Genomic DNA, 12,028 nt, shown 5'->3' on the forward strand with positions numbered 1-12,028 from the left:
TCACCTTGCGTTCTGCCCGCCACTGTCAGCGTCCTCAGCGCGCCCTGCTGGTTTTCGTGCGCGTTTTGTCGACTGGCAATACGGGGTCGTGCTCTGCAGGTGGCACCCTGTTCGCCACCGCGTCCACCAGCGCCTGCTGCCTGGCGGTTAATTTCAGCGGAACCGCTTTCTCTGTGGCGAGGATCGCGATGGTGTGGCGCTTAACCATGATTGACTCCGGCGGCTTATTGTCCGGACTCAACGCCGGGCAGAGAGTTATGCATCAGATATTGTCCGGTCAGCGCCGGCAGATGATGCAGCAGCCAGTCAGCCATCCCTCTCTCTTCGGCAAGGATCCCTTCCAGAGTCGGCATCGCGCTATGGTCCCCCACGCGCTTCGCCGCCGTTAATAAAGCGGTATAGCAGGCGACCTCAAAATGGGCAAAAACGTAGGCGGTGATAATGAGTTTAATGAGCTCATCGCCGGGTAGCATGATGCCGATAGTCTGGTCCAGGGCTGCGACCCGGCTCATCGCATCCTTCAGCGCCGAGCGGGAAATATGGTTGCGGGCGATAAGGTCCTGCAGAGCAGACAGTTGCCGACGAGTTTCATAAAGATGTTGTTCAAGGCGGGTTCGCAGTTGCGGTTCATTATCGAGGCGTCTGATGGTGGCCATAAGCAGTGACTCGGCCTGTTTTTCCATGGCATGGGCATCGCGAAGCCAGTTGTGGTAATTTTCACTATCCGTCATATACACCTCTGATCGTTAATTATTTATTTTGACGGGGAATCTTCATTCTCTTCCGCCGCCTGGTCAGCTCGCGCTGCGCTATATCCGGATAAATGTCCAACAATATTGGCATAAATACTGATGAGAATGACCCACAGGACGCTGTCTTTCCACCAGATTAACGAGGGTATCGCCAGGCCCACCCACATAACGGCGGCCACAAGATGACAGCGCTTAATAAATAACGGCGTCAGTTTCATTTTATTACCTTAGATCTGAACAATATTTAGCAAGCGAATGTGTTGCTACCCGCCCCTGGCGTCCGACGATTGACACCAGGCTTAAAATAGCTTACTTTTTTACAGCGATAAAAAGCAGTACTGTTACGTATTGCTCCGAACTGTTATTTACTCACTCTTAGCGCTTCGCCGGCACAATGCCGTTGCGGTAATCAGTATTTAATTGTTAAGATGGCTGTAATTGAATTATCCTGCACCTCTTTTCCCGTCGCGGACAATAGACACTAGCTGAGGGAAGCGTTTGCAAATAAACAGAAACCTGCGGACCCACAGGCCCACAGGTTTCTTTCCCGACGCCGTCATAACGGCGTCACGGGTCATCAGTCATCAGCTGTCGCCGGATTTACGGCCGCCGCCATGGCTGTTCTTACCACCCTTTTTACCGGCTTCGGATGCACGCTCAGGATCATTTTTGAAGTTCCCGCCGCTGTGCTGCCCACCTTTACGCCCGGCTTCGGATGCTTTTTCACGATCTTCTGCAAAATTACCTGAACCGCCTCTATGCTCTGCCATAATTTTCACCTTTGGTTTGATCAATATCGGTTGGTAAATGGAAAATGACCCTGTTACAAATCATCGCCCTCGATATCTAACACTAGAGGAATACCCGCAGGAGTCAAATTAATTTTGGCCATCACCCAGCGCATCGACAAAATAAATTAACCACAGCGAAGCGGCAATAAAAATTAATTTTTACGCAACTCCCTTATTCGCTTTGGGTTATATGTACCTTGTGAACTGTACTGTGGACATTGGTTCACGTTTGTAAACTAATGAAAATAATCTGATGAATAAATGTTTCTACTAATCCCGGGCTGCCACCCTTCCAAAAATTAACACCAAAGAGGTATACCATTATTATCCATGCGTAGCGGATTACCCTATTATTCCCCTTTTCACTTTGTCTCCCTCTCTGCCTTTAAAAAATCTCCGCCGCGCAGCAAATAAAATAGCCAGCCCGCATTAAGTCATGATGGAATAATCCTAATTTAACCCCGGCAATGATAACGCAGCGCTATTTGCTTAAATACGCCGGGGATCAGTCGGTTAAGGAATAACAATGCGTCTTTTAGCGGCCATTCACTGGCCCTGGGTGAGTCATCCGGGGTCTGGCGATGGGGGAACCTGACCTATCCTTACAGCTGGCCCGTTCTGTCTGAAGGAGATGACTATGCAAGATGAAAAACCGCCCATGAAGAAACTACCCACCTCCATGTTGCCAGAAGAGACGGCTCCACGTCCGGAGTTCCCGGAGCAAGAACAGAACCCGCCGGGTCTGGATGCGGAAATGGAGCCGTCACCGGACCATGGGGAAACCAGCTACACCGGCACCGGGCGGCTGGCCGGTAAGAAAGCGCTAATTACCGGCGGCGACTCCGGCATTGGCCGCGCGGTGGCGATCGCCTTTGCCCGCGAAGGGGCCGATGTCGCCATAAGCTATCTGCCGGAGGAGCAAGAGGACGCCGATGAAGTCATCGCTCTGATCAAAGCCGAAGGCCGCACCGCGGTGGCCCTGCCGGGGGATATTCGCTCCGAGTCCTTCTGTCAGTCGCTGGTGGCCGACGCGGTGCAACAGCTGGGTGGCCTGAGCATCCTGGTCAATAACGCCGGACGTCAGCAATATTGTGAGACCCTTGAGGAGCTGACCACTGAAGACTTTGACGCCACCTTTAAGACCAATGTCTACGCGCCGTTCTGGATCACCCGCGCCGCGCTGCCCCATCTCCAGGCCGGGAGCGCGATCATCAACACCACCTCGGTGCAGGCCTATAAACCCAGTCCGATCCTCCTCGATTACGCCCAGACCAAAGCCTGCCTGGCGATCTTCACCAAATCGCTGGCCAAACAGGTGGCAAAACGCGGCATTCGCGTTAACGCCGTAGCCCCCGGCCCTTACTGGACGGTGCTGCAGTCCAGCGGCGGTCAGCCGGACGAGAAAGTGAAACAGTTCGGGAAAGACACGCCGATGGGGCGCCCGGGGCAGCCGGTCGAGATCGCCCCGCTGTACGTCACCCTGGCATCCGATGCCTGCTCATATACCTCCGGCCAGGTGTGGTGCTCTGACGGTGGAGACGGGGTAGTCTAAGCCTCCTGGCAGACCGGCGTGCGGCATCGCGCGCCGGTTTTACCCTCCGTCCCCCGGGGAGCGATATCTGCCCTCTCGCCTCGCCGCCGCAGCGATTTTTCCTCTCCTGCAGCCGACCGGCTGCGTGCTATGATACTCGCCCGCCGCTGTGCGCTAACCCCGGCCCTGACGCCAATCCTGAGGACGACAGATGAGCAACGACATTCCCCTGAAATTTTATGACATCGTGGACGAATACGAGACCGAAGCGGCTGCCCCGGTTAAGGATGAGGAACGCGATGCGCTGGCGCGCTATTTTCAGCTGCTGATTGCGCGATTAACCAACAACGAAGAGATCGATGAAGAAGCGCAGCAGGAGATGGCCCGCGAGGCGGCCATTGACGAACGCCGTATTGACGATATCGCCAACTTCCTTAATCAGTGGGGCAATGAGTAAGGTTGATCCTTGGCTTTCCGGCAGGGCAACCGCCCGCCGGCGCTGCCGCTGAAGGCGGCGCCGTTGCTCAGGCATCGGCGAGCGTCTCCCCCAGCCGTCGCTGCAGCTCATCCAGAAACAGCGGCAGCCCATCGGGCTGATAGTCGCGGGAAAGATAGATGCCGTAAACGCTCAGCGCCTTCGGCGTCCAGTCAGGAAGCACCACCTCCAGCGCGCCGCTGGCAATCGCGCTCCGCGCCTCCAGTTCGGGGAGCATCGCGATGCCGCACCCCGCGACCGCCGCCTCCAGCAGTAAGGAAGAGATCCCGGCGCTCAGATTACCGTTCACTGCCACCGACGCCTCCTGACCCTGTGCATCGCTGAATTGCCAGCGCTGGCCGGCAAAATGACTGTATAACAGGCAGTTATGCTGTTGCAGATCGTCAAGGGTCGTCAGCGGACCATGCTGGCGGATCCAGCGCGGCGCAGCGCAGAGTAGCGACCGGCACACGCCGAGGCGGCGAGCGATAGCCCCCACCTCCGGATTATCGGTAATGCGAATAGCCACGTCGATGCGCTCGCCGATCAGGCTGACCGGATGGTTATTGATATCCAGCTCCAGACGCAACAGCGGATAACGGGCAAGAAAATCCGGCAGCAGCGGGGAGATCAGCTGCATCGCGGTAAAATGCGCGCACGCCACCCGCAGCGTGCCGCTGGGGTCGGCACGCTGGCGTTCGCCGGCGATTTCATCGGCGATCCGCGTCAGGCCGCGGGTCTTGAGCAATACCTTCTCCCCGGCCGGGGTCAGCGTCAGCCGCCGGGTTGAGCGATGGATCAGCCGGGCGCCGGCCCAGCTCTCCATCTGTTCCAGATAGCGGCTGACCATCGGGCGCGACATCCCCAGCGCGCGCGCCGCGGCGCTGAGGCTTCCCAGCTCGCAAATTCGCAGATACACCTGCGCCGCAATTACCCTGTCCATCACGCCCCCTTTATCTGCACGATTTATGAAACTCAGCATCTCTTATTTCAGGAATTCTATCAAATGGCGAAATCCGTACAATGCTACGCATTCCCCTGTCATTGAGAATGAATCATGAAATTATCTGCTCTTGCTATTGCCACCGCCCTGTTCAGCGGCGCGGTCTTCGCGGCGCCGCTGACGCTGCAGACTTACAACCCTCAGGAGAAAGGTCTTTTTGCCGTCAACTCCACCCTCGTTTCCGGCCCGCATGAAGCGGTGCTGTTTGACGCCCAGTTCAGCGTCAAAGACGGCGAAAAGCTGGTAGACATGATCAAGAAAAACGGCAAACCGCTGTCGCGGATTGTGATCACCTCCGGCGATCCTGACTTCTATTTTGGCCTTGAGCCGCTGGTGAAAGCCTTCCCGCAGGCGGAAGTGGTCGCCACGCCGGAAGTGGTTAAACATATTGAAGCCACCAAAGCGGCAAAGCTGGCGTACTGGGGACCACAGATGAAAGACGGCGCGCCGACGCAGGTATACGTCCCGCAGGCGCTGAAAGCCAACAGCTTTACCATCGATGGCGAAAAAGTGACGATTATGCAGCCTCATGACTACGCGGCGTTCGTTTGGATCCGGGCGAACAAAACGATCCTCGGCGGCACCGGCGTGGCGTGGGGCATGCATCTCTGGACCGCCGACACCCAGACGCCGGCCAGTCGACAGCAGTGGCGCACTACGCTGGACCAGATGATTGCTCTGCACCCGCAGCAGGTGATCCCGGGACATTACCTCGGCACGCCGCCGGAGGGTGACAGCGCGGTGCGCTTTACCAAAACCTACCTCCAGCAGTTTGAGCAAGCGCTGAAGACACATAAGGATTCCGCCGGGGTGATCAAGGCGATGGATACACAGTGGCCAGGGCTGGCGGAAACCAGCTCGCTGGAGCTCAGCGCCAAAGTTAATACCGGCGAGATGAAGTGGTAACGCCGGCGCTGCGCGAGGGAGACTGTTCTTAATCTGGCACACTGAGGTTGCTATTGCCCTGAAAATGGACCACCCTACCTGTGGCCGCATAAAAAACGTGCGGCCAACTTTGGGTTACATTTCATCCGGTCACCACCGGGTTTGCCCTTGAAACCAGAACAGGATAAAGGAGTCAGAATGAAATCGAACCATCAGGCACGTCATCTTCTCGGTCTGAACTACAAGCTTTCCCAGCAGAAAAAAGTGGTGCTGGAAGGCGATGAAGCAACCACCCTCAACCATATCCATGCTACCGGCCGCAAACGCCGCGGTGGTTAATTTTCAGCCTGAGTGATGATAAACAACACCGTCCTGTTGCCAGGATGGTGTTTTTTTATGGCAATTGACGGCTTGTTTACCCGCTTGAAGACCTTCTGCTCTATACTCTGCCCGCTGCTTTTCCACCCGCCCTTCGCTTATCGCCGCGCCGGGACTGTGGACACGATCAAGGAGTTAGTGCGATGCAATTTACCCATAAGAAAAACCGTTCCCTGTACATCCCCTACGCGGGTCCCGTTCTGCTTGAATTCCCCCTGCTCAACAAGGGCAGCGCCTTCAGTATGGAAGAGCGCAGCAGTTTCAACCTTCTTGGCCTGCTGCCGGAAGTGGTTGAAACCATCGAAGAGCAAGCGGAACGCGCGTGGATCCAGTATCAGGGATTCAAAACAGAAATCGACAAACACATTTACCTGCGTAACATCCAGGACACCAACGAGACCCTTTTCTATCGCCTGATTGGCAACCATCTCGAAGAGATGATGCCGGTTATCTATACCCCGACGGTAGGCGCCGCCTGCGAACGTTTCTCCGAGATTTACCGTCGCGCCCGCGGCGTCTTTATCTCCTACCAGAATCGCCATAATCTTGACGACATTCTGCAGAACGTCCCGAACCATAACGTCAAAGTGATTGTGGTGACCGATGGCGAGCGTATCCTCGGCCTCGGCGACCAGGGCATCGGCGGGATGGGGATCCCGATCGGCAAACTGTCGCTGTACACCACTTGCGGCGGCATCAGTCCGGCTTACACCCTGCCCATCGTGCTGGACGTCGGAACAAACAACCAGCAGTTGCTGGACGATCCGCTGTATATGGGCTGGCGCCACCCGCGTATTACCGATGACGAGTACTACCAGTTCGTTGACGACGTGATCCAGGCGATTAAGGCCCGCTGGCCGGACGTGCTGCTGCAGTTTGAAGATTTTGCGCAGAAGAACGCCATGCCGCTGCTCAACCGCTACCGCAATGAGATCTGCTCCTTTAACGACGATATCCAGGGTACCGCGGCGGTGACCGTCGGGACGCTGATCGCCGCCAGCCGCGGCGCCGGCAGCCAGCTGAGCGAACAGAAAATTGTCTTCCTCGGGGCGGGCTCCGCCGGCTGCGGCATCGCCGAGCAAATTATCGCCCAGATCGTCCGCGAAGGACTCAGTGAAGAAGAGGCCCGCCAGCGCGTGTTCATGGTTGACCGCTTTGGCCTGTTAACCGACGGCATGCCTAATCTGCTGCCGTTCCAGAACAAGCTGGTGCAGAAACGCGAACATCTGCAGGGCTGGGATACCACTAACGATGTGCTCTCCCTGCTCGACGTGGTGCGCAACGTGAAACCGAACATCCTGATCGGCGTTTCCGGTCAGCCGGGGCTGTTCACGGAAGAGATTATCCGCGAAATGCACAAGCATTGCCCGCGGCCAATCGTGATGCCGCTCTCCAACCCAACGTCACGGGTGGAAGCCACGCCGCAGAATATCCTGAGCTGGACCGACGGCGAGGCGCTGGTCGCCACCGGCAGTCCGTTTGCCCCGGTTACCGTCAAAGGCAAACAGTACCCCATCGCCCAGTGCAACAACTCCTATATCTTCCCGGGCATTGGTCTGGGGGTGATCGCCTCCGGCGCGTCGCGGGTCACCGACGAGATGCTGATGGCCGCCAGCGAAACCCTGGCGAAACACTCGCCGCTGGTGAACAACGGTGAAGGTCCGGTGCTGCCGGAGCTGAAGGATATCCAAACCGTCTCGCGGGCGATCGCCTTCGCGGTCGGTAAGGTGGCTCAGGAGCAGGGCGTGGCGGTGAAAACCTCCGCAGAAGCGCTGCTGCAGTCCATCAGCGATAATTTCTGGCTGCCGGAATATCGTAATTACCGCCGCACCTCAATTTAATCGCGCTCACCGGGCCGAGCGATCGGCCCGGTTATTAATAGCGTCCGGATAATATTTCCCGCCACAGAAACGCCTTTTCCGCCCATATTCATTTATCGTAAAAATAGAAAACGGATAGCATTTGCCGCGCGCCCTCCGCTGTGCAAAATAGTTGTTTCTCACCCCCTCACAACGGAATGTGAAATGCAAAAATTAACCCCTGACGCGAATAAAGCGAAGGCTATTCTGATCCGGATTGTCTTACTCCTCACGGGTAGTATCGCCATCATCGCCGGCCTGTGCCACTCTGGCGGCGATATGTGGATGCTCACCCCGCGCGCTGAGCAGTATCAGCCCGCTACCGGCGATCTGGTGGATATCGTCATCTATACGCCGAGTAAATTCTTCTTCGCCCTGCTCTACGTGTTATTTCTGACTCTGGTCTGGCTGTTGGCGGTGCGTAATATTCCCTGGCGGCCGATACAGCATCCGCTATTCCCGCTGATGGTACTGATTGCCGCCGGGATCTTTATTTTCCTCCATCCGGAGGTCACCCCCGGACGGGATGCCAGTATTCAGTACGGGAAACACAACGTTTACTACACTGCCATTTTCTGGATGAAGACAAATTCTAACCAACGTATCACTCAGCCCTCTAAATATGAGATTTTTGTTGAAGCGAAAGATCCGCGCTGGCCTGTCGACAGGGATAATCTTCGCCGCGCCTGGCGCTGTGAAGTACAGCGGCACAGCCAGTTTTACACCCTGTCATTCAATGAGGGCTGGTTTCCGAACGGCGATCCGCAGGTCATGGCCCGCCAGTGTACTCAGGTAAGCGATCTGAACGCGCTCAGCGACACGGCAATCATGATTGCCCGCCCGATCGCCACCGTTCCTGTGGAGGCACCATAAATGAGCCAGCAAAAAATGGTTCTGCAACCGCTATTACGGGTCTGGCTGGGGTTGTTTAGCGGGCTGCTGCTGGTGAGCGCCATCAGCGGCTTTCACGGCGAGTACTGGTATTTCGGCGATAAGCAGGCGCTTTACGCGGCGAAAGCCGGCGAGGTGTCGGTGCATGAACTCTACACGCCGGCGAAAATCCTCTTCGCTATTATCGTCAGCCTGATCCCGCCGCTGCTGTGGCTGCTGCTGGTCAACCGTCTGCCGCAGCGGCCGCTGACCCACCTTCTCCCGCCATTGCTACTGCTGCTGGCGGGACTGGCTTTTTTCTTCCTCAGACCCGACGTGATTCCCGGCGGGGAGACCGCCGTCTATCGCTACGGCGAGCGGGAGCGCTACTACCAGACGGTCCGCTGGCAGAAACCGGAGCCGGGCGCGTGGCGGGGTATCCGCTCTGAGTACAACGTGTATATCGAATATCGCGATCCCAAGGGATATCGCAAAGCCGACAATATTAAAAACGCCTATACCTGTGAAACCCACCGGGAGTCTCGCTTTTTTACCTTAACGACCGAAGAGGATTGGTATCCGGATGAGTATCCGAATATTCTCGAGGCTCCCTGCCAGGCGATAAAGGATCCCCAGGCGATGACGGAATATACCCGCGACCACGCCCGCTGGTTTCCCATTATTTTTTAAATAAATCAATGATAATACTTTCAATGATTCTCACTACTAAGACAAACAAGGAACGTTAATATGCCCCACCAGGTTGCGACAAAAAATATGACGAATAGGATGATCATTTTATATTTAGCACTGACAGGAATAACAGGGTTAGTCTATGGCTTATGTTCACTGAGTGGTGAAACACTGCATTCCCCCTTTGAAATCAGTTCATATGATGCCGTTGCTGGTGATCTTATCGAACATAGTCTGTACACCTTCTATAAACCGTTTGTCGCTATTCTCTCCTCACTCGTTATACCGTTGATTTGGCTGTTATCAACGAGAAAATCAACGCATCGTAAACTGCGTCATCCGGTTATTCCCGTTATGCTATCTTTGCTGATTTTCATCTTTTTTGGATTGTTCCCCGGCGTTATTCCCGGTGGAGAGACAACCCGTTATCGTTACTTCCTTCATGATAAGCATTATCTCAGTATTGTCTGGGCAAGCATGGAACCAGATAATTATTTTGAATCCAGATCCCACTATGAAACTTACATAGAATACAGAGACCCATATGGATTCCGAAGAATTGATAACATTAAAAATGCCTATCACTGTGAGCAAACACGTGAAACTGTTTTCCTGACGCTTTACATTTCTCAACGCTGGTTCCCGAAGGGTAAACCTGATGTCCTCGAAGCCCAGTGCCAAAAAATAACTGACGCTAATACCCTGACCGAAGCGGTACTGGCAAAAGCGTATTGGTTTCCCTTTGTACGCTAAACTCTGAGGGGCGCCGCGCTCGCCCCCTGCCAGTTTTGTCACTGGCGCGCTTTTCCTTTCCCCACTACACTGCCATCACCCATTCACTAACTGAATATAAAAGGAGGCCCCCCATGCTGTATTGTGAAATGTTTATTGTTTCACATGCCTTAGGCAATGGCGCCAGCTCAAGCGTTATCGGTATCGTGCTGCGATAACTTTGGCTTGAGCGAAGACCCTTCACAGAATCCCTTCTCTCCGGCTTACCGGGTTATCGTCAGCGAGTTTTGACGAGGCATTCGCATGCCTGTAACTCTTGAGTAAGTTGACTATGAGTACATTACTAACTGCCCATGCGCTCCACGTGGAGACGGCTTTTGGGCCGCTGTTTAACACCCTCTCCTTCACCCTGAAGAAAGGCGACCGTATCGGTCTCATTGGCCATAACGGTTGCGGCAAAAGCACCCTGCTGCAGGTGCTGGATGGCACTCTCGCGCCCACCTCGGGCAGCGTCTCGCTCGCCGGTCAGTGTCTGATGGCCCGCGTTGAACAGCATCTGCCGGAGGCGCTGCGTTCGCAGTCACTGCTGCAGGCGGTGCTGGCCCCGTTACCCGCCGACGCCCGGGAAGCACAGCGCTGGCTGGCCGAACGCCTGCTGGCGCAGATGGGCTTCACGCCGGCGGTGATGGCGCAGCAAACCAGCACCCTAAGCGGCGGGCAGCACACGCGCCTGCTGCTGGCCCGGGCGCTGATCCGCCAGCCTGACCTGCTGCTGCTGGATGAGCCCGGCAACCATCTCGATCTGCCCACCCTGTTGTGGCTGGAAAGCTTCCTGCAAACCTGGCAGGGGAGCTTCGTGCTGGTGTCACATGACAACACCTTACTGGATGCTGTAACTAATGCCAGTTGGATCCTTCGCGACCAGACGCTGCACAGCTTCGCCTTGCCCTGCAGCGCTGCCCGTCAGGCACTGCAGGAGCAGGATGAAAGCGCCGCATTACGTCATAAGGCCGAGCAAAAAGAGATCGACCGGGTCAGCGCCAGCGCCCGGCGGCTGGCCACCTGGGGTCGGGTGTATGACAACGAAGATCTCGCCCGCAAAGCCAAACAGATGGAGAAGCAGGTCGCCCGCCTGAAAGACGAGCAGACTGAGCTCAGCGTCGGCCCGCCGTGGCGCCTGGTGTTGCAAGGGGACGCCCTGCCGGCGGACCGCCTGCTGGAGATGGACAGGCTGCCGGTGGCCCCCGCGCCGGGACTGCCGGCCCTGTTTACCACCGGCGTGGCGCGACTGCGCAGCGGAGATCGCGTGGCCATCATGGGACGCAACGGCGGCGGTAAATCGTCCTTGCTGCGCCTGCTGTGGCAGCAGATGAACGACGCATCGCCTCTTCCGGGGCTGCGTCTGCACCCCCGGCTTCACCCCGGGTATTACGACCAGACGCTGGCGCAGTTGCCGGACGATGCCAGCCTGCTCGACGCCCTGACGCCGTTCGCCCCGTCGGCGGACACCCGGAAACGGGCGCTGATCGCCGCTGGATTTGACTGGGCGAGGCATAGCCAGAAGGTGAGCACCCTCAGCGGCGGTGAGCGGTCGCGACTGCTGTTCGTCGGCCTGTCGCTGGCGCGCTACAGCCTGCTGCTGCTGGATGAACCCACCAACCATCTTGATATGGAGGGCAAAGCGGCGCTGGCGCAGACGCTCCGCGACTACCCCGGCGGCGTGCTGCTGGTTAGTCATGACCGCCAGCTTATTAGCGAAAGCTGTAACCGCTTCTGGCTGATCGACCGCGCCGGGCTAACGGAGTGGCACAGTCTGGAAGAGGTTTATGCCCGTATGCAGGCGCAGCCCTCCACCCCGACGGTGGCCTACTCACCTCAGGAGCCGTCACTCGCGGCTGATGATGAAGAGGCGCTGCTGGCGCGCCTGATCGCTCTGGAGCAATGGCTGGCGGACGACATGGCCCGTAAGCCGAAACATCAAAAGCCTGCGCTGCAGGCGCAGTGGCGAGAGGAGATCGCCCGGCTGCTTAATCAACTGGGGTAATCTTCGCCCCCCCGC

15 protein-coding genes are annotated in these 12,028 nt (G+C 56.7%); 9 read left to right on the forward strand and 6 right to left on the reverse strand.

The genetic code is table 11. The features are described from left to right. Window positions 1-34: 34 nt before the first annotated feature. The 4 genes from MKS11_RS05485 to MKS11_RS05500 all read right to left on the reverse strand — a co-directional run bounded on the left by MKS11_RS05485 (window position 35) and on the right by MKS11_RS05500 (window position 1,522). Window positions 35-208, reverse strand: coding sequence for a hypothetical protein (locus tag MKS11_RS05485; protein WP_165474078.1), 174 nt, complete (start codon window positions 206-208; stop codon window positions 35-37). Between the two features lie 16 nt (window positions 209-224). Continuing rightward, window positions 225-731 (reverse strand): ferritin-like domain-containing protein, encoded by a 507-nt coding sequence (locus MKS11_RS05490; protein ID WP_087771013.1) that lies wholly within the window; start codon window positions 729-731, stop codon window positions 225-227. A 23-nt stretch (window positions 732-754) separates the two neighbouring features. After that, complete coding sequence (locus MKS11_RS05495) at window positions 755-970, reverse strand: hypothetical protein (protein ID WP_048335840.1); 216 nt, start codon at window positions 968-970, stop codon at window positions 755-757. Between the two features lie 366 nt (window positions 971-1,336). Continuing rightward, complete coding sequence (locus tag MKS11_RS05500) at window positions 1,337-1,522, reverse strand: general stress protein (protein WP_004143718.1); 186 nt, start codon at window positions 1,520-1,522, stop codon at window positions 1,337-1,339. 658 nt (window positions 1,523-2,180) lie between these two features. On the opposite strand from MKS11_RS05500, the gene MKS11_RS05505 reads away from it, so the two are divergent. Both MKS11_RS05505 and MKS11_RS05510 read left to right on the forward strand, forming a co-directional pair. After that, window positions 2,181-3,095 carry an SDR family oxidoreductase gene (locus MKS11_RS05505; protein ID WP_004202642.1) on the forward strand — a complete coding sequence of 305 codons (915 nt, stop codon included), beginning with the start codon at window positions 2,181-2,183 and terminating at the stop codon, window positions 3,093-3,095. Between the two features lie 190 nt (window positions 3,096-3,285). Next, the gene (locus MKS11_RS05510; protein ID WP_004202643.1) at window positions 3,286-3,531 is read left to right on the forward strand and encodes a YmjA family protein; all 246 of its coding nucleotides are present in this window, start codon (window positions 3,286-3,288) and stop codon (window positions 3,529-3,531) included. Window positions 3,532-3,598: 67 nt separating this feature from the next. On the opposite strand, the gene MKS11_RS05515 is transcribed toward MKS11_RS05510, so the two are convergent. Continuing rightward, window positions 3,599-4,492, reverse strand: coding sequence for a LysR family transcriptional regulator (locus tag MKS11_RS05515; protein ID WP_087771012.1), 894 nt, complete (start codon window positions 4,490-4,492; stop codon window positions 3,599-3,601). Between the two features lie 114 nt (window positions 4,493-4,606). Here MKS11_RS05515 and MKS11_RS05520 point away from each other — a divergent pair, with 114 nt between their 5' ends. Continuing rightward, window positions 4,607-5,458, forward strand: a complete 852-nt coding sequence (locus MKS11_RS05520; RefSeq protein ID WP_087771011.1) for a Vmh family MBL fold metallo-hydrolase — start codon at window positions 4,607-4,609, stop codon at window positions 5,456-5,458. Between the two features lie 177 nt (window positions 5,459-5,635). Continuing rightward, on the forward strand, window positions 5,636-5,776 hold the full coding sequence (sra, locus tag MKS11_RS05525; protein ID WP_004202647.1) for a stationary-phase-induced ribosome-associated protein: 141 nt from the start codon (window positions 5,636-5,638) through the stop codon (window positions 5,774-5,776). Here the strand turns inward: sra and MKS11_RS05530 are convergent. Next, entirely contained in the window at window positions 5,773-5,880 is a 108-nt protein-coding gene (locus MKS11_RS05530; RefSeq protein WP_032425875.1) for a hypothetical protein, read from the reverse strand. The genes sra and MKS11_RS05530 overlap by 4 nt on opposite strands. A gap of 78 nt (window positions 5,881-5,958) precedes the next feature. On the opposite strand from MKS11_RS05530, the gene MKS11_RS05535 reads away from it, so the two are divergent. The 5 genes from MKS11_RS05535 (at window position 5,959) to MKS11_RS05555 (ending at window position 12,013) form a co-directional block, all read left to right on the forward strand. Continuing rightward, window positions 5,959-7,656, forward strand: a complete 1,698-nt coding sequence (locus MKS11_RS05535; RefSeq protein WP_004202648.1) for an NAD-dependent malic enzyme — start codon at window positions 5,959-5,961, stop codon at window positions 7,654-7,656. 183 nt (window positions 7,657-7,839) lie between these two features. After that, window positions 7,840-8,547, forward strand: a complete 708-nt coding sequence (locus tag MKS11_RS05540; protein WP_087771010.1) for a glycosyl transferase — start codon at window positions 7,840-7,842, stop codon at window positions 8,545-8,547. Then, entirely contained in the window at window positions 8,548-9,234 is a 687-nt protein-coding gene (locus MKS11_RS05545) for a hypothetical protein (protein ID WP_087771009.1), read from the forward strand. It begins immediately after the preceding gene. Between the two features lie 60 nt (window positions 9,235-9,294). Next, the gene (locus tag MKS11_RS05550) at window positions 9,295-9,990 is read left to right on the forward strand and encodes a hypothetical protein (protein WP_284109438.1); all 696 of its coding nucleotides are present in this window, start codon (window positions 9,295-9,297) and stop codon (window positions 9,988-9,990) included. A gap of 310 nt (window positions 9,991-10,300) precedes the next feature. Further along, window positions 10,301-12,013 (forward strand): ABC-F family ATP-binding cassette domain-containing protein, encoded by a 1,713-nt coding sequence (locus MKS11_RS05555; protein ID WP_049116409.1) that lies wholly within the window; start codon window positions 10,301-10,303, stop codon window positions 12,011-12,013. The last annotated feature ends 15 nt before the right edge of the window (window positions 12,014-12,028 follow it).

Origin of the sequence: Klebsiella sp. K5-45 (assembly GCF_030128605.1) — a bacterium.
Lineage (GTDB): Bacteria > Pseudomonadota > Gammaproteobacteria > Enterobacterales > Enterobacteriaceae > Klebsiella > Klebsiella quasipneumoniae.

Excerpts from the sequence above, each read along its gene's own strand:
- MKS11_RS05500 (WP_004143718.1), bottom strand. The coding sequence starts at position 1,522 with ATGGCAGAGCATAGAGGCGGTTCAGGTAATTTTGCAGAAGATCGTGAA.
- MKS11_RS05510 (WP_004202643.1), top strand. The coding sequence starts at position 3,286 with ATGAGCAACGACATTCCCCTGAAATTTTATGACATCGTGGACGAATAC.
- MKS11_RS05490 (WP_087771013.1), bottom strand. The coding sequence starts at position 731 with ATGACGGATAGTGAAAATTACCACAACTGGCTTCGCGATGCCCATGCC.
- MKS11_RS05550 (WP_284109438.1), top strand. The coding sequence starts at position 9,295 with ATGCCCCACCAGGTTGCGACAAAAAATATGACGAATAGGATGATCATT.
- MKS11_RS05495 (WP_048335840.1), bottom strand. The coding sequence starts at position 970 with ATGAAACTGACGCCGTTATTTATTAAGCGCTGTCATCTTGTGGCCGCC.
- MKS11_RS05485 (WP_165474078.1), bottom strand. The coding sequence starts at position 208 with ATGGTTAAGCGCCACACCATCGCGATCCTCGCCACAGAGAAAGCGGTT.
- MKS11_RS05515 (WP_087771012.1), bottom strand. The coding sequence starts at position 4,492 with ATGGACAGGGTAATTGCGGCGCAGGTGTATCTGCGAATTTGCGAGCTG.
- MKS11_RS05520 (WP_087771011.1), top strand. The coding sequence starts at position 4,607 with ATGAAATTATCTGCTCTTGCTATTGCCACCGCCCTGTTCAGCGGCGCG.
- MKS11_RS05540 (WP_087771010.1), top strand. The coding sequence starts at position 7,840 with ATGCAAAAATTAACCCCTGACGCGAATAAAGCGAAGGCTATTCTGATC.
- MKS11_RS05555 (WP_049116409.1), top strand. The coding sequence starts at position 10,301 with ATGAGTACATTACTAACTGCCCATGCGCTCCACGTGGAGACGGCTTTT.
- MKS11_RS05535 (WP_004202648.1), top strand. The coding sequence starts at position 5,959 with ATGCAATTTACCCATAAGAAAAACCGTTCCCTGTACATCCCCTACGCG.
- MKS11_RS05545 (WP_087771009.1), top strand. The coding sequence starts at position 8,548 with ATGAGCCAGCAAAAAATGGTTCTGCAACCGCTATTACGGGTCTGGCTG.
- MKS11_RS05505 (WP_004202642.1), top strand. The coding sequence starts at position 2,181 with ATGCAAGATGAAAAACCGCCCATGAAGAAACTACCCACCTCCATGTTG.
- sra (WP_004202647.1), top strand. The coding sequence starts at position 5,636 with ATGAAATCGAACCATCAGGCACGTCATCTTCTCGGTCTGAACTACAAG.